Source organism: Halobacterium sp. DL1 (genome assembly GCA_000230955.3).
GTDB lineage: Archaea > Halobacteriota > Halobacteria > Halobacteriales > Halobacteriaceae > Halobacterium.
Genome location: CP007060.1, coordinates 25,303 through 43,885, shown reverse-complemented (window position 1 = coordinate 43,885; position 18,583 = coordinate 25,303). Strand labels below are relative to the sequence as shown.

Annotated in this window: 20 protein-coding genes; 15 read left to right on the top strand and 5 right to left on the bottom strand. The window is 69.8% G+C overall.

Annotation, left to right across the window (positions count from 1 at the left end; all coding sequences use genetic code 11):
* The first annotated feature begins 57 nt into the window (after nucleotides 1-57).
* A complete protein-coding gene (locus HALDL1_01705) occupies nucleotides 58-708 on the top strand; it encodes a hypothetical protein (GenBank protein AHG02489.1) in 651 nt (216 codons plus the stop codon).
* 86 nt (nucleotides 709-794) lie between these two features.
* On the opposite strand, the gene HALDL1_01700 is transcribed toward HALDL1_01705, so the two are convergent.
* Nucleotides 795-1,307 (bottom strand): phosphoesterase, encoded by a 513-nt coding sequence (locus HALDL1_01700; GenBank protein ID AHG02488.1) that lies wholly within the window; start codon nucleotides 1,305-1,307, stop codon nucleotides 795-797.
* 100 nt (nucleotides 1,308-1,407) lie between these two features.
* Between HALDL1_01700 and HALDL1_01695 the strand changes: the two genes are divergently transcribed.
* Nucleotides 1,408-2,355 (top strand): cation transporter, encoded by a 948-nt coding sequence (locus HALDL1_01695; protein ID AHG02487.1) that lies wholly within the window; start codon nucleotides 1,408-1,410, stop codon nucleotides 2,353-2,355.
* Nucleotides 2,356-2,467: 112 nt separating this feature from the next.
* The gene (locus tag HALDL1_01690; protein AHG02486.1) at nucleotides 2,468-4,654 is read left to right on the top strand and encodes a helicase; all 2,187 of its coding nucleotides are present in this window, start codon (nucleotides 2,468-2,470) and stop codon (nucleotides 4,652-4,654) included.
* 41 nt (nucleotides 4,655-4,695) lie between these two features.
* Here the strand turns inward: HALDL1_01690 and HALDL1_01685 are convergent, their stop codons facing one another.
* The 3 genes from HALDL1_01685 to HALDL1_01675 all read right to left on the bottom strand — a co-directional run bounded on the left by HALDL1_01685 (nucleotide 4,696) and on the right by HALDL1_01675 (nucleotide 6,622).
* Nucleotides 4,696-5,787, bottom strand: a complete 1,092-nt coding sequence (locus tag HALDL1_01685) for a hypothetical protein (protein AHG05071.1) — start codon at nucleotides 5,785-5,787, stop codon at nucleotides 4,696-4,698.
* A 75-nt stretch (nucleotides 5,788-5,862) separates the two neighbouring features.
* On the bottom strand, nucleotides 5,863-6,390 hold the full coding sequence (locus HALDL1_01680) for a phosphoesterase (protein ID AHG02485.1): 528 nt from the start codon (nucleotides 6,388-6,390) through the stop codon (nucleotides 5,863-5,865).
* A 37-nt stretch (nucleotides 6,391-6,427) separates the two neighbouring features.
* Nucleotides 6,428-6,622 (bottom strand): hypothetical protein, encoded by a 195-nt coding sequence (locus tag HALDL1_01675; protein ID AHG02484.1) that lies wholly within the window; start codon nucleotides 6,620-6,622, stop codon nucleotides 6,428-6,430.
* 264 nt (nucleotides 6,623-6,886) lie between these two features.
* Between HALDL1_01675 and HALDL1_01670 the strand changes: the two genes are divergently transcribed.
* The 9 genes from HALDL1_01670 (at nucleotide 6,887) to HALDL1_01630 (ending at nucleotide 15,873) form a co-directional block, all read left to right on the top strand.
* Nucleotides 6,887-8,179 (top strand): argininosuccinate synthase, encoded by a 1,293-nt coding sequence (locus HALDL1_01670; GenBank protein ID AHG02483.1) that lies wholly within the window; start codon nucleotides 6,887-6,889, stop codon nucleotides 8,177-8,179.
* Nucleotides 8,176-9,627 carry an argininosuccinate lyase gene (locus tag HALDL1_01665; GenBank protein ID AHG02482.1) on the top strand — a complete coding sequence of 484 codons (1,452 nt, stop codon included), beginning with the start codon at nucleotides 8,176-8,178 and terminating at the stop codon, nucleotides 9,625-9,627. Before HALDL1_01670 ends, HALDL1_01665 begins: the two co-directional genes overlap by 4 nt.
* Before the next feature lie 218 nt (nucleotides 9,628-9,845).
* A complete protein-coding gene (locus tag HALDL1_01660) occupies nucleotides 9,846-10,010 on the top strand; it encodes a biosynthetic carrier protein (protein ID AHG02481.1) in 165 nt (54 codons plus the stop codon).
* A 1-nt stretch (nucleotide 10,011) separates the two neighbouring features.
* Entirely contained in the window at nucleotides 10,012-10,878 is an 867-nt protein-coding gene (locus tag HALDL1_01655; protein AHG02480.1) for a glutamate--argW ligase, read from the top strand.
* On the top strand, nucleotides 10,878-11,945 hold the full coding sequence (locus tag HALDL1_01650; GenBank protein AHG02479.1) for an N-acetyl-gamma-glutamyl-phosphate reductase: 1,068 nt from the start codon (nucleotides 10,878-10,880) through the stop codon (nucleotides 11,943-11,945). Before HALDL1_01655 ends, HALDL1_01650 begins: the two co-directional genes overlap by 1 nt.
* A gap of 127 nt (nucleotides 11,946-12,072) precedes the next feature.
* Nucleotides 12,073-12,888, top strand: coding sequence for an acetylglutamate kinase (locus HALDL1_01645; GenBank protein ID AHG02478.1), 816 nt, complete (start codon nucleotides 12,073-12,075; stop codon nucleotides 12,886-12,888).
* Nucleotides 12,885-13,997: an acetylornithine aminotransferase gene (locus tag HALDL1_01640; protein AHG02477.1), complete on the top strand. Its 1,113-nt coding sequence runs from the start codon at nucleotides 12,885-12,887 to the stop codon at nucleotides 13,995-13,997. Before HALDL1_01645 ends, HALDL1_01640 begins: the two co-directional genes overlap by 4 nt.
* Nucleotides 13,994-15,004: an acetyl-lysine deacetylase gene (locus HALDL1_01635; protein AHG02476.1), complete on the top strand. Its 1,011-nt coding sequence runs from the start codon at nucleotides 13,994-13,996 to the stop codon at nucleotides 15,002-15,004. Before HALDL1_01640 ends, HALDL1_01635 begins: the two co-directional genes overlap by 4 nt.
* Nucleotides 14,992-15,873, top strand: a complete 882-nt coding sequence (locus HALDL1_01630) for an ornithine carbamoyltransferase (protein AHG02475.1) — start codon at nucleotides 14,992-14,994, stop codon at nucleotides 15,871-15,873. Before HALDL1_01635 ends, HALDL1_01630 begins: the two co-directional genes overlap by 13 nt.
* A gap of 4 nt (nucleotides 15,874-15,877) precedes the next feature.
* On the opposite strand, the gene HALDL1_01625 is transcribed toward HALDL1_01630, so the two are convergent.
* Nucleotides 15,878-16,336: a membrane bound his kinase A gene (locus tag HALDL1_01625; protein AHG02474.1), complete on the bottom strand. Its 459-nt coding sequence runs from the start codon at nucleotides 16,334-16,336 to the stop codon at nucleotides 15,878-15,880.
* 102 nt (nucleotides 16,337-16,438) lie between these two features.
* Here HALDL1_01625 and HALDL1_01620 point away from each other — a divergent pair, with 102 nt between their 5' ends.
* The 3 genes from HALDL1_01620 (at nucleotide 16,439) to HALDL1_01610 (ending at nucleotide 18,538) form a co-directional block, all read left to right on the top strand.
* The gene (locus tag HALDL1_01620; protein ID AHG02473.1) at nucleotides 16,439-16,837 is read left to right on the top strand and encodes a TrmB family transcriptional regulator; all 399 of its coding nucleotides are present in this window, start codon (nucleotides 16,439-16,441) and stop codon (nucleotides 16,835-16,837) included.
* Between the two features lie 83 nt (nucleotides 16,838-16,920).
* Nucleotides 16,921-17,190 carry a hypothetical protein gene (locus HALDL1_01615; GenBank protein ID AHG02472.1) on the top strand — a complete coding sequence of 90 codons (270 nt, stop codon included), beginning with the start codon at nucleotides 16,921-16,923 and terminating at the stop codon, nucleotides 17,188-17,190.
* A 100-nt stretch (nucleotides 17,191-17,290) separates the two neighbouring features.
* Entirely contained in the window at nucleotides 17,291-18,538 is a 1,248-nt protein-coding gene (locus tag HALDL1_01610) for a threonine synthase (GenBank protein AHG02471.1), read from the top strand.
* Nucleotides 18,539-18,583: the final 45 nt, after the last annotated feature.

Below are 18,583 nucleotides of genomic sequence, written 5' to 3'. Positions count from 1 at the left end.
GCCGGGCCGTGTCGTGTCAAGACAAAACTCATTGCACTGCATCTCAAAGGGGTGGTCATGTCCGGCCTGCTGCCCTCCCGTTCGGAGGCGGCCGACCCCGAGGGCGAACCTCGCGTGGTCGGTGTGGACTCCAACGACGCAGACCGATTGCTGTCGGCGCTCTCCTCGGGGACGTCCCGGAGCCTCTACGCCGCGCTCCACGACCGACCCGCCACGCCCTCCGAACTCGCGGAGGACGTCGACACGTCGCTCCAGAACGCCCAGTACCACCTCGAGAACCTCCAGGACGCCGAACTCATCGAGGAGTGCGACACGCGCTACTCCGCGAAAGGTCGAGAGATGAGCGTCTACGCCCCCTGTGACGCCCCCGTCGTGCTGTTCGCGGGCAGCGAGGAGGAGGGTGAGAACGTCCAGACGGCGCTCACCAGTCTCCTCGGCGGCATCGGCGTGCTGGGCGTGGCGAGCCTGCTCGTCCAGCGCATCTTCGGGAGCGGCCTCTCCGCGCCCGGCACCGGAACGGGGAACGCGGGCGCCGCAGAGACGACCAGCACCGTCGCGGGGTTCGTCGCGGAGAACCAGGAGCCCACGCGAGTCGCGGCCGACGCGGCGAGCCAGGGGATGGGGTCACTCCCGGTCGGCCTCACGTTCTTCCTCGGCGGCCTGCTCGTGTTCTCCCTCGTCGCCGTCGCGTGGTTCTACCGTAGCTAAAACGGCTATTTGAGTGTACGGTGCCTACTTGATACCGTGTTGCGTACAGTGTGGTACAGGCCGACACGGCCTGCGACCCCCTGACGCTACCGGCCCTCCACCCGGAACTCTCCTAACACGTCCCCCGCCCGGTTCCTGAGTTCGCCGCGGACACCGTCCGCTACTGGGTACAACTCCGCGTGTGCCGCCGGATTCCCGCGCGGGTCCGCGTGACTCCCCGGATTCAGCAGCGTCGTCTCCCGCGTCTCGGTCACCGTCGGCCGGTGCGTGTGGCCGGAGACGACGAGGTCGGCGCCACGCTCCCGCCCGAACAGTTCCAGGCCGGTCGCGCCGCCGCGCTGTCGGTGAGTCACCGCGACCGTCAGCCCCGCTGCGTCGAGCGTCCGGGCAGTTGGGAGGCGGTCCTGGACGGCCGGGTCGTCGGCGTTCCCGTGGACCGCGAGCAGTCGTTCGCTCGCCCCGTGGAACGCGTCGAGCGCCCGCTCGGTGGTGAAGTCTCCCGCGTGGACAACGGGGTCTGCCTCGCGCACCGCCTCCAGCGCTCTGCCGGCGAGCGCGTGGCCATCCTGGCTGTGCGTGTCCGACAACACGGCGATCATGTCCCGGGCTACGAGGCCGCGGCCCGTCACTGTTACGAGCGACGCCGACGGTCCGGTGCCAAGGGCTACTACTTAGTGTCGGCCGGCCGAACTCCGTCCAATGGCCGGCAGCAAGTCCGTCGTTCTCGCCGCACTGTTCGCCAACGGGGCCATCGCGGTGTTGAAGTTCCTCGGCTTTCTCGTCACGGGGAGCCCCGCGATGCTCTCGGAGACCTACCACTCCGTCTCTGACACCGGCAATCAGGTGTTCCTGCTCATCGGGCTGCGCTACGGCGAGCGGAGCGCGACGCGCTCGCACCCCTTCGGCTACGGGAAGGCGCAGTTCTTCTACTCCTTCCTCGTCAGCGTGATGCTGTTCGGCATCGCCGGCTGGGAGTCCGCGAAACACGGCTACGACGCGCTCACGGGCCACGGCCGGGTGCTCACCCAGCAGGCAGAACTGCTGGGCTACCAGTTCCCCGGCGTCTGGGTGAACTACTCCGTCCTCCTCAGCGCCGTCGCCTTCGAGTCCTACGCGTTCGCGAAGGCCTACGAGGAGATGAAACGCCAGATGAGAGAGCACGGCTGGGGGAGCTTCCGGCAGGCGTTCCGGCGCACGAGCGACACCACGACGCTGACCGCGCTCACGGAGGACACCGTCGCACTCCTCGGCCTGCTGCTGGCGCTGGCCGGCATCTTCCTCACCGAGCAGACGGGGAACCCCGCCTACGACGCCGCGGCGGCGCTCGCCATCGGTGTCCTGCTGATGTTCTTCGCCGTCGCGCTGGCGTGGGAGAACAAGCGCCTGCTGCTCGGCGAGAGCCTCGCAGAGGACGAGGAGAACGAACTCCGGTCGGTCGTGGAGAACTTCGAGGGCGTCGATTCCGTCGTCGGCCTCCGGACCGTCTTCTTCGGGCCCAACGACATCGTGGTGACCGCCGACGTCGAGTTCGTCCACGGCCCCGAAACCCGGGAGATGGAGGCCACCATCTCGGGGCTCAGGGACGCGCTCAAGTCGGCGAACTCCAGCATCACGAAGGTGTACGTCGAACCGGAAGACGGGAGCTGAGCGCCCGGACACCCGGCCTGACGCATCGGCCGCCTCGACGAGGCGGACGTTTATACGACGTGGCGACCAACTCGCCCCTATCGTGGCCGCGAGCGACCCACCCGACGAGTACATGCAGTTCTTCCCGAAGCCCTCGCCGTACGACAACCAGCGGGCGGCGATGGACGGGATCCGGGACGCCCTCGACACCGGCAGGGACGTGCTGTTCGAGGGGGCCTGCGGGACGGGGAAGACGCTCGCAGCGCTCGCGCCGGCGCTCGCGCACGCCCGCGAGACGGACAAGACGGTGGTCATCACGACGAACGTCCACCAGCAGATGCGCCAGTTCGTCCGGGAAGCCCGGGAGATCCACGACGCCGAACCCATCCGCTCCGTCGTGTTCAAGGGGAAGGGGTCGATGTGCCACATCGACGTCGACTATCAGGAGTGCCAGGTGCTCCGGGACAACACCCACGAACTCGTCGACGCCGAACGCGACAAGCGGCAACTGGAGGAGCGGCAAGCGGCGCTCTTAGAGGAGAGCCAGGGCGGCGACGCCGACGCGGCGGACGCCCGGCAGGCGGTCCTCGACGAACTCGAGTCCGTGGAGGCGGACCTCGAGGACCTCCGCGAGGGCAACGTCTGCGAGCGCTACTACGAGAACCTCGCGCGGGACAACGACGAGTTCTACGGCTGGCTCTACGACGACGTGCGGACCCCCGAGGACATCTACGACTACGCCGAGGAGGCGGGGCTCTGCGGCTACGAACTGCTCAAAGACGGGATGGAGGGCGTCGACCTCGCGGTCTGTAACTACCACCACCTGCTCGACCCGGGCATCCGCGCGCAGTTCTTCCGCTGGCTCGGCCGGGACCCCGAGGACGTCGTTGTGGTGTTCGACGAAGCCCACAACATCGAGGACGCCGCCCGCGACCACGCCGCCCAGACGCTCACGGAGAACACCCTCGACAGCGCGCTCTCGGAACTGGAGGAGGTGACCCAGGACCGTGCGGCCGCTGCCGAACGCGTCGTCTCCGCGTTCCGTGACGCGCTCGTCGAAACGTACGAGGAGTCGTTCGGGCCGGGCGGCCAGGGGCCACCCCGCGCGAAGTCGGAGGTCGGGCCGAACTGGGAGGACGTCCCGGTCGCGAACGAGAACCGCCGGGACGACCTCACTCTCGCCTTCCTCCAGCAGTACACCGGACCGGGCATCCACGAGGACGTCGACGACGCGCTCGCGCTCGGGGAGTACCTCGAGGAGGAGTACGAGGAGGCCTACCGCAACGGCGAGACCACCACCCGCCGCGACTGCCACGTCCTGCAGGTCGCCGAGTTCGTCGAGACGTACGTCGAGGACGGCGGCGAACTCGGGCAGTATCCGACCGCCGCGGTCCGCCGCGACGAGGGCACCGAGGCGGTGTACGGCCGCGCGGAACTGTACACCTGCATACCGCGGGAGGTGACGACGACCCTCTTCGACGCGGTCCACGCGAGCGTGCTGATGAGCGCGACCCTGCGGCCGTTCGACGTCGTCGGCGACGTCCTCGGCCTCGAAGACCCCGTGGAGATGGCGTTCGGGCTCCAGTTCCCCGCGGAGCGCCGGCGCACGTTCGCCGTCGACACGGAGCCGCTGTTCGCCTCGAAGCGCGACGACCGGAGCGTCCAGCGGGAGGTCGCCGACGTCCTCCGCGACGCAGTGCGGTTCACGCCCGGGAACTGCCTGTTCTTCTTCCCGAGTTACGCGGAGGCCGAGCGCTACCACGACCTCCTCTCGGACGTCGACGCCGCGCGCTACCTCGACGAACCCGGCGTCGCCGCCGAGGAGCTCCGGCAGTCGTTCGTCGCCGACCGGAACGGCGCGCTGTTCACCTCGCTGTGGGGGACGCTCGCGGAGGGCGTGAGCTTCGACGGCGACGACGCCCGGACGGTCGCGGTGGTGGGCGTCCCCTACCCCCACCTCGACGCCCGCGCGGAGGCCGTCCAGGACGCCTACGACCGCGCGTTCGGTGACCGCGAGGACTCCCGGCGGAACGAGGACGCGGGCTGGCGGTACGCCGTCGAGATTCCGACCGTCCGGAAGACCCGGCAGGCCATCGGCCGCGTCATCCGGTCGCCCGAGGACTTCGGCGTCCGGATGCTCGTCGACCGCCGGTACACCGCGGGCAGCAGGACAGAGATGCGGAAGTACAGCGTCAACTCCACGTTCCCGCCGGAGGACCGCTCGGAGCTCGTGGACATCGACCCGGAGAAGCTGCGGTTCTCGATGCTCAACTTCTACGGCGACCTCGACGCCTACGACGGCGACCCGCCCAGTCCGTGATACCCAGCAGAAACGTAACCGTGTGGGGGTCGGGCCGCGCCTCAAAACGCCGAAAGCGCCATCTGGAGCGCTTTCGGAACCATGACGCCGACCAGTAGCTGTGACCACATCGTGAACGTGGCCGGGTACTCCCGCGTCGCGGTGACGAGGTTCAGTCGCTCGCGGTAGGTCAAGTACTCGGCCGGCGGGTCGTGGGCGTCGAACTGTCGGATGTCCCACGGCTCGTCTAGCTGCTCCCGGGCGAGGTCATCGAGGCGGCGGACCTCCTCTCGCTTCTCGCGCGCCATGAACCGGTGGAGCTCGTAGATGCCGTAGGCCATCACGCCGACGGCCACCACCCAGACGGCCGTGAAGCCAGCGTTCACCGCTGCTCCCGGCGCCGACAGTTCATCGTACGCGAAGGGGCCACCGAGCACGTGCGGCCCATACATCGCGAGCGCGTACGCCACGAGGCCGACCATGACGCAGTAGTACGCGTACTTGAGGAGTTCCCCGACGGGCCGCATCCCGCCCAGTCCCTCGGGGTCGAGGAAGTCGACGTTCACCTCCGCGCGGGCGATGCGACGAGGGACGAGCACCTCGACGGTGAGGTACGTGGCGAGGAACGTGCCGAAGATGGGGACGTAGCCGAACGGCGTGACGACGAGGAAGCGGAACACTCGCGCCGGCCCGCCCGCCGCGTAGAGTTGCTCGATACCGAGGAGGACGGTGGCGTTCACCAGTGTGAAGCCCACGCCCACGGCGACGACGATTGCGCCGAGCGCGGGCGGAACGAACTCACGCAGCTGGTCCGGCGAACCGGCGCGGTCGAGGAGGCGGCTCTCCTGGACGGCGGACTCGTAGCGCTGGAACAGCGAGTGGGTCGCGAGCGCCGCGCCGACGAGGACCACCGGGCGCACCAGCCACAGCGGGTTCTCGACGAACGCGACGGGACGGTTCGTGACCGCGTTGAACCCCTGGAGGACGACCACCTCGACGAACACGACGAGGAGCGCGTAGGCCGTGAGCGGTTCGGCCCGAGCCCCAGCGACGGCAGTGATGTTCTCGAAGCCGATTCGTCCGAGGAACCGGACGAACAGCGGTTTCCCGGCGACCGCCGCGTGCTCGCTGGTCGGGTCGACGTGCCTGCTCATCAACCTCGAATTGTCTACACCTGTAATGAATGTGTGGGAGTTTGACACTCCGGGAAAAGTGCCTGCGGTCGGGTGCTACGCCGGCAGCGAGATGGTGTCGACGCGTTCGCCGTACTCGGCGTCGTAGAGTTCGAGTTCGCCGATGGTCCACGTCACCGGCCCGACCTCGCGGCCGCGAACGTTGTCGACGGCGCGGCGGCCCTGGAAGCCGTCGGCGTCTCGGGCGAGCGTGACGTGGGGGTCGTAGTCGTCGCCGCCCTCCAGAATCGGAACGGGGTCGAACACCTCACAGAGGCGCGCGTGGAGGTCGTGGATGCCGGGGCTCTCGACGGCGAGGTAGACGACGGGGCTCGACCCGTTCGGCGGGTTGTCGAACGTGTCGACCTCGGAGACGCGGGCTTCTACCGCGGGCGCGCCGCGGAGCGCTTCTTTGGCGGTCTGCCAGGCGGTCCGGAGTTCCTTGCGGTCGTCGGCGGGGACGCGCTTCAGGAGGAGCGTGCGCTCGTGCCACTCGCGGACGCGGGCGAACTCCGAGAGCGCCGGGCGGAGGTCGTCGGCGAGTTCGTTCACCGCCGGGGGAACCGGCGCGTTCACGCTGTACACGCCCTCCAGTCGGGACCGGAGCGTGAAAGCGCTGACGTTAGATGCGGTCGAGCAGCCACAGCACGATGAGCACGACGAGCACGATACCGATGACCGGCTTGAAGACGCCGAGGATGGACGCCAGCGTTCCCACGATCGTCTCGACGATCTCGAGGACGAGCCAGACGACGACGAGCAGGAGGACGATTTTGAGCAGGCTGTCGGTGTCCAGCGCGGCCCGTGAGCGTGTCATGCCCGGCTGTTGCGAGACGACGCCCATCAGCGTTCGGGCCGTTCGCGGCAAACCTCGGTCGGGGAACAACGCTTAAGCCCACGGAGCCAGTTCGGTAGGGTACAATGACGTCGCCGGCTCCCCTCACGGGTACTCCCGCCGGGAGCCGCGCGGCCGCCGCTCGACGCCCGCCGCGACGACCGGGGTCCCCCTGACCCCACTACAGTTCTCCCCCAGTTCTCGGTCGGTTGCATCAGCGTTCGAGCGTCGCGGTAATCACATCACATGACAGGACAGAAAGTCGCGCTCGCCTTCTCGGGCGGGCTCGACACGACGGTCTGCGTACCGCTGTTGAAAGAGGAGTACGGCTACGACGAGGTAATCGGCGTCACGGTCGACGTCGGCCAGCCCGACGCGGAGTTCGCGGAGGCCCACGAGACGGCCGATGCGCTCGGCGTCGAGCACTTCGTCGTCGACGCGAAGGCGGAGTTCGCCGAGCGCTGCTTCGACGCGGTGAAGGCGAACGCGACCTACCAGGGCTACCCGCTCGGCACGGCGCTCGCGCGCCCGGTCATCGCCGAGGCAATTCTCGAGGTGGCCGAGGAGCAGGGCTGTGCGGCGGTCGCCCACGGCTGCACCGGGAAGGGCAACGACCAGTTGCGTTTCGAGGCGGTGTGGCGCGCGAGCGACCTCGAGGTGCTCGCCCCCGTCCGCGAACTCGGCCTCACGCGCGAGTGGGAGATCGAGTACGCCGCGGAGAAGTGCCTCCCCGTGGAGGCGGGCAACGACGGCGAGTGGAGCATCGACACGAACCTCTGGAGCCGCTCCGTCGAGGGCGGCGACCTGGAGGACCCGGGCTACCAGCCAACCGAGGACATCTACGACTGGACTGACGCCCCGACGGGCGACACCGAAACTGTCGACATCGGCTTCGAGAACGGCGTCCCCGTCTCCGTCGACGGCGAGGAGATGGAGCCCGTCGCCCTCATCGAGTACCTCAACGACCTCGCCGGGAGCTACGGCGTGGGTCGCACCGACCTGATGGAGGACCGCATGCTCGGCCTGAAGGTCCGCGAGAACTACGAGCACCCCGCAGCCACCACGCTGCTGGCCGCCCACGAGGCCCTCGAGGGGCTCGTGCTCACGAAGGACGAGCGCGACTTCAAGCAGCAGGTCGACCAGCAGTGGGCCCAGAAGGCCTACGAGGGCCTCGCCGACCACCCGCTCGTCGCGGCGCTCGACGCGTTCATCGACCAGACCCAGCAGTCGGTCACGGGCACGGTGACCATCAAGTTCGAGGGCGGACAGGCCCGTCCGGTCGCCCGCGAGAGCGAGCACGCGGTCTACTCCGCGGACGCCGCCTCCTTCGACACGGAGACGGTCAACGGCATCGAACAGGAGGACGCCACTGGCGTCGCGAAGTATCACGGCTTCCAGTCCCGCCTCGCGAACGCGAGCAAGCCCGAACTGAAGACCGACGGCGGCGCGGGCGAGGCGCACGGCGCCTCGGGAACAGCGAGCGGCGACGCCGCGAGCAGCGAGGCTGACCTGACCGAGACAGAGGCGAGCGACGAATGAGCGGGGAGGACGACGGCACGGTGGTGCGCCGCGACCGCTTCAGCGGCGGCCCCGCGCGGTCGTTCCTCTCCTCGCTCGACGGCGACGCGCGCATCTTCGCCGCGGACCTCGCGGTGGACCGCGCGCACGTAGTGATGCTCGCCGAACAGGGCGTCGTCACCGACGACGAGGCGGCCGAGATTCTGGGCGCACTCGACGACGTGGAGAGCGCGGGCTTCGACGCACTCCCCGACGGCGAAGACGTCCACGAAGCCATCGAGACGGCCGTCGTGGAGCGCGTCGGTCGCGTCGGCGGGAAGATGCACACCGCGCGCTCCCGCAACGACGAGGTGGCGACCTGCATCCGCCACCGCCTGCGCGAGGACCTGCTCGACGCACTCGATTCCGTCCTCGCGCTGCGCGAGTCGCTGGCCGCGGTTGCAGAGGCCGAGGCCGAGACGGTGATGCCCGGCTACACGCACCTCCAGCCCGCGCAGCCGACGACCGTCGCGCACTGGGCGCTCTCTTACGAGGGGACGCTCGCCCGCGACGCGGCGCGCCTGCTGGACGCCTACGACCGCACGAACGAGTCGCCGCTCGGCGGGGCGGCGTTCGCGGGGACGACGTTCGACGTCGACCGCGAGCGCACCGCCGACCTGCTCGGCTTCGACGGCGTGGTGACGAACGCGACGGACGCGGCCGCGAGCCGCGACTTCCTGCTCGAGTCCGTCGCCGCGCTCTCCTCGGTCGCCGTGACCTGTTCGGGCCTCGCGGAGGACCTCGTGTTCTTCGCGAACCGCGGGTTCGTCGACCTGAACGACGACTACGCCTCCACCTCGTCGATCATGCCCCAGAAGAAGAACCCGGACACGCTGGAACTCGTGCGCGCGACGGCGGGCGACGCCGTCGGCGCCTACCAGGCCCTCGCGACGACGCTGAAGGGGCTCCCCCGCGCCTACAACCGCGACCTGCAGCGCGCGACGGTGCACGTCTGGCACGCGGTGGACTGCGTCTCGGAGGCCACCGAGGTCGCCGGCGGCGCTGTCGCGACCGCCGACTGGCCCGCGGAGACGCTCGTCGAGGCGGCCGGCGAGGGCTTCTCGACGGCGACGGGCGTAGCCGACGCACTCGCCGCGGCGGGACTGCCGTTCCGGACTGCGCACGAGATTGTTGCGCTCGCTGCTGACCAGGGCGCGGACCTCGACGCGGTGGACGCCGCCGCCCGCGAGGTGACCGGCAACTCGCTGTCGGACCTCGTCGACCCCGAACTCGTGGCGGCGGCGCTCGACCCGGTTGAGAGCGTCGTGCAACGCGATTCGACGGGCGGCCCGGCGCCGGAGGCGGTTCGCGACGCGCTCGTGGACGTCTTCGACGGCATCGACGCCGACGAGACCGGCGTCGCGGACCGTGAAGCGGCGCTCGAATCGGCGACAGCCGACCTCAACGCGGAGGTGGCGACGTATGTCTGAGGTCGCCGCTCTGCGCGCGGCAGCCGCACTCGCCGCCCCGCTTCGACGACCGCGACCGCCCCTCTGGGGCAAAACTAGTCAACTCTCTGAACTCGATTCCGTTTCGGTCGTTCGCAATTCTTGCGCGTTCTCGCGCCGGTAGCCGTTAGTGTAGTTTGTTTATATTGTTTGACAGGTTCGATTAGCTTAAGTGGTACCAGTGGATACGGTGAGTTGTAATGACTACCTGCACCGAGTGCGGGGCCGACGTGGCCCTCCACGACGACGCCGAGACCGGAGAGATCGTCGACTGTGGCACCTGCGGTACCGAACTGGAGGTCGTCGACGACGACCCCCTGACACTGGAGAAAGCGCCCGAGCTCGCCGAGGACTGGGGGGAGTGAGTTGCGCTTCGGTCTGCTGTACTCGCGCATCCGCCAGGACGAGAAGCTCCTGCTGACGGAGCTCCGCGAGCGCGGCCACGACGTCGAGAAGGTGGACGTGCGCAAGCACGGCTTCGCCCTCGACGGCACCGACGCGCCGCTCGCGGACTGCGACCTGGTGGTCGACCGCTGCCTCGCGACGAGCCGTTCGACGTACCTCACGGAGTTCTGCGAGTCGTACGGCGTCCCGGTCGTGAACAGCGCCGAGACGGCCGCGCTCTGCGCAGACAAGGCGAAGACGAGTATCGCACTCGCGGACGCCGGCATCCCGACGCCCGACACGACCGTCGCGTTCACCACCGACAGCGCGCTCGAGGCCATCGAGTCCTACGGCTACCCCTGCGTCCTGAAGCCCGTCGTGGGCTCGTGGGGGCGTCTCATGGCGAAGGTCGAGTCGCGGTCGGCAGCCGAGGCCATCCTCGAACACAAGGCGACGCTCGGCCACTACGAGCACAGCGTCTTCTACGTCCAGGAGTACGTCGACAAGCCGGGCCGCGACATCCGCGTGGTCGCCGTCGACGGCGAGCCAGTCGCGGCGATGACGCGCTCGGGCGACCACTGGCTGACGAACGCCGCGAAGGGCGGCGAGGTGAACGCCTTCGACGTCGACGACGAACTCGCTGCACTCGTGAAGGACGCGAGTGACGCCGTCGGCGGCGGTCTGCTCGGCGTGGATGCGATGGAGACGGCAGACGGCTACACAGTCCACGAGGTCAACCACACCGTCGAGTTCAAGGCGCTGAACGAGGCGACGGACGTCGACGTGCCCGCCGCGGTCGTCGACTGGCTGGAGGCGAAGGCCGCCTCCCAGGTGGAGGTGACCGCCTGATGGCGACGGCGGCAGCAGACGACGCGGACGCGGCGACGGCGACCGCTGCGGTCGTCGGCGCGAGCGGGTTCGCGGGCGGCGAACTGCTCCGCCTGCTCGCCGGCCACCCGGAGTTCGCGGTGGCCCAGGCGACCAGCCGCGAGTACGCGAACAAGACGGTCGGCAGCGTCCACCCGAATCTCCGCGGCCTCGACCTCCGGTTCACCCAGCCGACGGACCTCGAATCGGTGGACGTGCTGTTCGCCGCGGCGCCCCACGGCGTCGCGATGGAGCACGTCGACGCGTGGCAGGACGCCGCGGACACCGTCGTCGACCTGAGCGCGGACTTCCGCCTCGGGACCGAGGCGCAGTACGACGAGTGGTACGACGGCCACACCGCGCCCGACAACCTCGACGACTCCGTCTACGCGCTCCCCGAGATTTCCCGCGACGAACTCGCGGGCGCGGACCTGATTGCGGGCGGTGGCTGCAACGCTACCGCGACGATTCTCGGCCTGCTCCCGCTGCACGAGGCCGGCCTCCTCGAGGACGCCCACGTCGTCGTCGACGTGAAAGTCGGCTCCTCGGAGGGCGGCGCGAGCGGTGGGAAGGCCTCCTCGCACGCCGAGCGTTCGGGCGTCGTCCGTCCGTACGCGCCCACAGGCCACCGTCACGAGGCCGAGATCGAGCAGGAACTCGGCCTCTCGGTGTCGTTCACGGCCCACGCCGTCGACATGGTGCGTGGGGCCGCGGCGACGTGCCACGTGTTCCCCGAGGAGACGCCCACGAAGGGCGACCTCTGGGGCGCCTACCGCGAGACGTACGACGACGAGCCGTTCGTGGAGACGGTCGCCGGCGGGAGCGGTGTCTACCGCTACCCCGAACCGAAGGTCGTCGCCGGCACGAACGACGCGGAGGTCGGTTTCGAACTGGACGAAGAGAACGGCCGCGTGGTCGCGTTCTCGGCCATCGACAACGTGGTGAAGGGGTCGGCCGGGCAGGCCGTTCACGCGGCGAACATCGCGCTCGGCTACGAGGAGACGGCCGGACTGAACCAGCTCGGGATGCACCCGGTGGGAAGTCCATGAGTTCGCAAAGCGAACTCGAATGTCGCTTGCTCGCTCCGCTCGCAGGCGACGATTCGACTTCCGAGAGACGGTCGCGCGAGGCGCGCTGCGACTCTCGGCGTCACGCTCACCACGCGGGGTGGTTCGCGTGACTGTAGTAGTCAAAATCGGCGGCGCTCGCGCCGTCGACCCGGCGGGCGCAGTGACGGACGTCGCCCACCTCACGGTGAACGACGAGGACGTCGTGGTCGTCCACGGCGGGTCGACCGCAGTGGACGGCGCGCTCGAGGACTTCGGGACGGAACCGGAGTACGTCGAGTCGCCCTCGGGGATGACCGGCCGGTTCACCGACGAGGAGACGATGGACGTGTTCACGATGGCGATGGGGAAGGTGAACACCGACCTCGTCGCCGCCTTCGAGAACGCCGGCGTGCCCGCGGTGGGTCTCAACGGCGTCGACGGCGGCCTGCTGACGGGGCCGCGGAAGTCCGCGGTGAAGGTCGTCGAGGACGGCAAGAAGAAGATCCGTCGGGGCGACCACTCCGGGAAGATAGAGTCCGTGAACACGGACCTCCTGGAGGCCCAGCTGGACGCGGGCTACGTGCCCGTCGTCTCGGTGCCGATGCTCGCCGACGACGGCGTGGCGGTGAACGCGGACGCGGACCGCGCTGCCGCGGCCGTCGCGGGCGCGCTCGACGCGACGCTGGTCGTGCTGACCGACGTCGAGGGCGTCTACGAGGACCCCGAGGACCCGGACTCGCTCATCGAGGAGGTGCTGACGCCCACAGACCTCGCGGCTGCCGAGGACGCCGCCGAGGGGTTCATGTCGAAGAAGGTGCTCGCCGCGACGGAAGCCCTTGAGAGCGGCGCGGAGTCGGTTGTCGTGGCGGACGCGAACAGCCGCGACCCCGTCGTGCGCGCCCTCGACGGCGCGGGGACGCGCTTCGACCCGGAGGCAGTATGAGCGGCTTCGTCTTCGGCGAGAAACCCATCGAGATCGAGTCCGGCGACGGCGTCCACCTCTACGACACCGGGGGCACCGAGTACCTCGACATGGGCGCCTCCTACGCCTGCGCGCCCGCCGGCCACTGCCACCCCGACGTGGTGTCGGCCGTCCAGGAGCAGGCCGCCGACCTGCTGTTCGTCCAGGGGTCGTACCCGACGCCGACGCGCACCGCGCTGTACGACCGCCTCGCCGGACTGGGGCCCGGGGACTGCTCGAACGTCTGGCTCTGCAACTCCGGCACGGAGGCCAACGAGGCCGCGCTGAAGTTCGCGCGCCACGCCACCGGCCGCGAGAAGGTGGTCGCGGCGAAGCGCGCGTTCCACGGCCGCACGCTGGGGTCGCTCGCAGCGACCTGGAAGCAGAAGTACAAGGACGGGTTCGCGGTCCCCGACAACGTCGAGTTCGTCGACTACGGCGACGCGGACGCGCTCGCCGACGCGGTGGACGACGACACCGCCGCCGTCCTGCTCGAACCCATCCAGGGCGAGGGCGGCGTCCACGCGGCGCCAGGGGGCTACCTGCAGGCCGCCCGCGAGGCCTGCGACGAGACGGGCGCGGCGCTCGTCTTCGACGAGATACAGACCGGCCTCGGTCGGACGGGCGACCTGTGGGCCTGCGAGGGAGTGGGCGTGGAACCCGACGTACTCACCGTGGCGAAGGGGCTCGGCAGCGGCCTGCCCATCGGCGCGACGCTCTGCGCGGACTGGATAGCCGAGGACGCGGGGAACCACGGGTCGACGTTCTCCGGTGGTCCCGTCCCCTGCGCCGCGGCGCTCGCCACGCTGGACGTCATCGAGGACGAGGAGCTGGCGGCGAACGCGGCATCCGTGGGGGAGCACCTGCAGTCGGCGCTCGGTGACCTCCCGGTGCGCGACGTGCGCGGCGCTGGTTTGCTAGTCGGTGTCGAGGTGAAACGGGGGGCGAACCGCGCCCTTCAGTCGCTCGCGATGAAACACGGCATTCTCGCACTCCCCGCGGGGCGGACGGTAGTGCGCCTCTTGCCGCCGTTAACGGTCGACGAGACTGACGCCGACAGCGTGGTGGACGCGCTGGAGGCGGTGCTGTGACGCCCCGGGGACTCCTCCACGAGCTCGTCTCTACCCCCTCTGTTTCGGGTGGAGAGGCCGAGGCCGCGGGCGTCCTCGTGGACTACTTCGAGGCCGCCGGGCGCGAGGCGTGGACCGACGACGCGGGCAACGTCCGCGCGCCCGGCGACGACGCAGTTCTCCTGACGAGCCACGTCGACACAGTCCCCGGGGAGATCGAGGTGCGGGAGGAAGCGGGGGAGCTCTGGGGTCGGGGGAGCGTCGACGCCACCGGGCCGCTCGCGTCGATGGCCGCGGCGAGCGTCGAGACCGGCGCGTCGTTCGCGGGCGTCGTCGAGGAGGAGACCACCTCGGCGGGCGCGCGCCACCTCGTGACGGACCGCGAGGAACCGGACGCCGTGGTGAACGGCGAACCCTCCGGCTGGGACGCCATCGCGCTGGGCTACCGCGGCCTCGTGCGCGCCGACTACGAGGTGACGACCGCGAGCGGCCACTCCTCGCGGCCGGAGCCCAACGCCGTCCAGCACGCCACCGCGTGGACCGAGCGCGTGCAGGCCGCCTTCGAGCCCGGGGAGTCGGTGTTCGAGTCGGTGACGGTCAAGCCCGTCTCCGTCCAGGGAGGGCTCTCCGCCGACGGCGAACGCGTGGAGGCGACCGTCGAAGTGGAGTTCCGCCTGCCGCCTGGAACGACGGCCGATGACGTGCGGGCGACCGTCGCGGACTGCACCGACCACGGGACGGTGACGTGGGGCGAGGCGATTCCACCGGTGGTGTCGAGCCCCCGGACGTCCGTCGCTGGCGCGCTCCGTGCGGGCATCCGGGAGGCGGGCGGCGAGCCGACGCACCTCCGGAAGACCGGGACCAGCGACGCGAACCACTACGCGGCGGCGTGGGACTGCCCCGTCGCCACGTACGGCCCGGGCGACTCGGCGCTCGACCACGCGCCGGACGAACGCATCGACCTCGCGGACTTCGACCGCGGGGTCGCAGTACTGACGACAGCGGCAGACAGATTATGCACTTCCTGACAATCGACGACCTGACCCCCGAACAGCTGGCGAGCGTACTCGACGACGCGGCTGCGCTGAAGCGCGCGCAGGCCGACGGCATCCCCCACCCCGCGCTCGCGGGCCGAACGCTCGCGATGCTGTTCGAGAAGCCCTCGACGCGGACGCGCGTGAGCTTCGAGGTGGGGATGACCCAGCTCGGCGGCCACGCCGTCTTCCTCGGCCAGAACGACATCCAACTCGGGAACGGCGAGCCGGTGGCGGACACGGGCCAGGTGCTCGGCCGCTACGCGGACGCCGTGATGGCCCGGGTCTTCGACCACGACGACCTGACGGAGCTCGCCGCGAACTCCCGGGCGCCGGTGGTGAACGGGCTGACCGACGACGCCCACCCCGCCCAGACGCTCGCGGACCTGCTGACGCTCCGCGAGGTGGTCGGCGAGACGGGGACCGTCGCGTGGGTCGGCGACGCCAACAACGTCGCCGCGTCGTTCCTCGTCGGCGCGGCGATGATGGGCTACGACGTGCGCGCCGCCACGCCCGAGGGATACCCGTTCGAGGAGTCGGTCCTCGCGCGCGCCGAGTCCTACGGCGACGTCGCCGTCGGCCACGACCCGGAGGCCGCGACGGCGGACGCCGACGTGGTCTACACGGACGTCTGGGTGAGCATGGGCGACGAGGACGAGCGCGCGGCCCGCCTCGACGCCTTCGAGGGGTTTCAGGTCGACGAGGCGCTGCTCGGCGACGCGGTGTTCATGCACTGTCTCCCCGCCCACCGCGGCGAGGAGGTGGCCTCGAGCGTCGTCGACGGCCCCAACTCGGTCGTCTGGCAGCAGGCCGAGAACCGGCTGCACGCCCAGAAGGCGCTGCTCGTGGAACTCGTGGACTGAACTGCTACTCCGCGAGCGCCGCGTAGAGCCCGCCGAGGACGACGCCGTAGACGACGTGCCCGACGAGGCTCTGTGGGTTCAGGTTCGGGACCGCGGGCGCCGCGCCGAAGCCGACCGCCTGCAGCCACACCGGCATCACGACCGCGGCGAACACTACCCACAGGACGACGCCGTAGGCGGCGCCGACGAGCGTGGTTCGGCCCAGCTTCTCGAACCCACCAGCGGTGGCGATTGCGGCGAAGACGACCCCGAATACCGCGCTGTGGCTGAGGTGGAGTATCCAGCCCACCGTGCCGCCGGAGAGCCCGTACAGCGCGGGAATCGCGTTCTCGATGACCGGCGTCATCACCACACTCAGCATCGCACCGAAGACGATGCCCGCGACGACGCCCGCGAGGACGCCGCGCGCCCACTCTGGCCAGTTCGTTTCGACCGCCGTGGCGTCTGCTGTCTCGGTTGCCATACGAGAACACACCACGAGACCGGATAAACCGCTGCTGCGGACGTGTACGGGCGACGCACACCCGAGGTGGGGTTTACGGTGGTCGTCGTCGAATAGTTCAGTATGTCCGACGAACCCACCCTGCGAGCGCTGATGCTCGTCGAAGAGCCCGACTCCGGCGACATACTCCGGTGCGTGTTCGGCCTCCACGAGCGCGACGTGGACACCTACCTCGCACTGCGCGCGACGGGGGAGGCCAGTGCGGGCGAACTCGCCGACGGCCTCGACCGGGACCGCTCGACGGTGGCGCGGGCACTCACGAGACTTCACGAGAAGGACGTCACGGAGCGCCACCGGGTGATACTCGACCACGGCGGCGAGATGTTCTGTTACGAGGCGGTCCCGCTGCCGGAGCTGAAATCGCGGATGCACGAGGAACTCACTGCGTGGGCGGACTACGTCCACGGGCGAATCGAGGAGTTCGAGGAGGACGACGCCGTCGTGGCCCCAGGCCGCGACTGACGGCGTGGACTGGACTGCCGGGCCGTGGTTGCCACGAGGGGTAAGCATATGTGAGATGGTCACATCCCTCTAAGGGCATCGCCATGAAACCGTGCCACAACTGTCAGGCGGTTATCGACGAGTACACCCTGGACAAACAACTCGAACCCCTGCGCGACCTCACAGTCGACGACTTCCACCTCTGTGCCGACTGTGTGACCGTCGAATCCGACGCGTGCGTGAAGTGTGGCGGCGCGGTGTACGTCCCCCGAAACGCCTCGATTACGCCCGACTACTGCCCGGCCTGCCGCTCGGACCTGATCGAACACACGGGCGACGACCCCGGCTGGACCTGCGACGCGGTCTCTCACTGAGCGACGACCCCCCATTTTTTCGCGTCGAGCCGACAGTCGATAGCTGGCAAAACCCGCACCACCCGGCCCGTATTTGTGTGTCCGACTCCGAGACGTGACCATGACCGACCTCTCGCTAGGTGGTGACACGCCGGCCGTCGCCGACGACGGCGTCTGGCTCGCGTGCGTGGAGTGTGGCGCGACGCTCGCGCCGTTCGACGACGTGGTGTACAGCTGTCCCGACTGCGACGGCCTCCTGGAGGCGCGGTACGCCCACTACCCGACGTTCGACGAGTTCGACGGCGCGGGCGTCTGGCGCTACCGGGCGGCGCTCCCGTTCGAGGCCGGCGTCTCCATCTCCGAGGGGAACACGCCGCTGTACGAGGTGCCGAAGATCGCGGACCGCGCGGACGTCGCGGACCTCCGCGTGAAACACGAGGGGATGAACCCGACGGGGAGTTTCAAGGACCGCGGGATGACCGTCGGCGTGCGCGTCGCCGACGAGCTCGGCGTCGGGCGGTTGGCCTGCGCCTCGACGGGGAACACGAGCGCGGCACTGGCCGCGTACGGCGCGCGGGCCGACACCCCGGTGCTCGTCCTCCTGCCGGCGGGGAAGGTAGCGGCAGGGAAGGTCGCGCAGGCGGCGCTCCACGGCGCGCGCATCTGCGAGGTCGACGGCAACTTCGACGACTGCCTCGACGTCGTCGCGGAGCTCGCCGACCGCGGGGAGGCCTACCTGCTGAACTCGCTGAACCCGTTCCGTCTCGAGGGCCAGAAGACCATCGGCCTCGAGATTCTCGAACAGTCGCGTGAGGCGACCGGCGAGTGGCCCGACCGAATCGTCCTCCCCGTCGGGAACGCCGGGAACACCGCTGCGCTCTACAAGTGCTTCCGGGAACTCGTCGCCGCGGGCGAGATGAGCGAGGACGAGATGCCGAAGCTCACGGGCGTGCAGGCCGAGGGCGCGGCGCCGATGGTCGAGGCCGTCGAGGCCGGTCGCGACCACGTCGAGCGCTGGGACGACGTAGAGACGCGGGCGACGGCCATCCGCATCGGCAACCCGGTGAACGCGCCGAAGGCGCTCCCGGGCATCTACGACACGGACGGCACCGCGGTGGCCGTCTCCGACGAGGAGATTACGGACGCTCAGCGCATGCTCGCCGAGGACGGCGTCGGCGTCGAGCCCGCCTCGGCCGCCTCGGTCGCCGGCCTCCTGGAACTCCGGGAGCGCGGCGAGATTGACGCCGACGAGCGGGTCGTCTGCCTCACGACCGGGCACCTGCTGAAGGACCCGGACGCGGCGGCCGCCGCGGGCGGGGACCCGACCCCGGTTCCGGCCGACGCCGACGGCGTTCTCGACGCACTCTGAGACCGACCATTCGTTCTTTTTTCACGTACCGACACCGGTTATTCC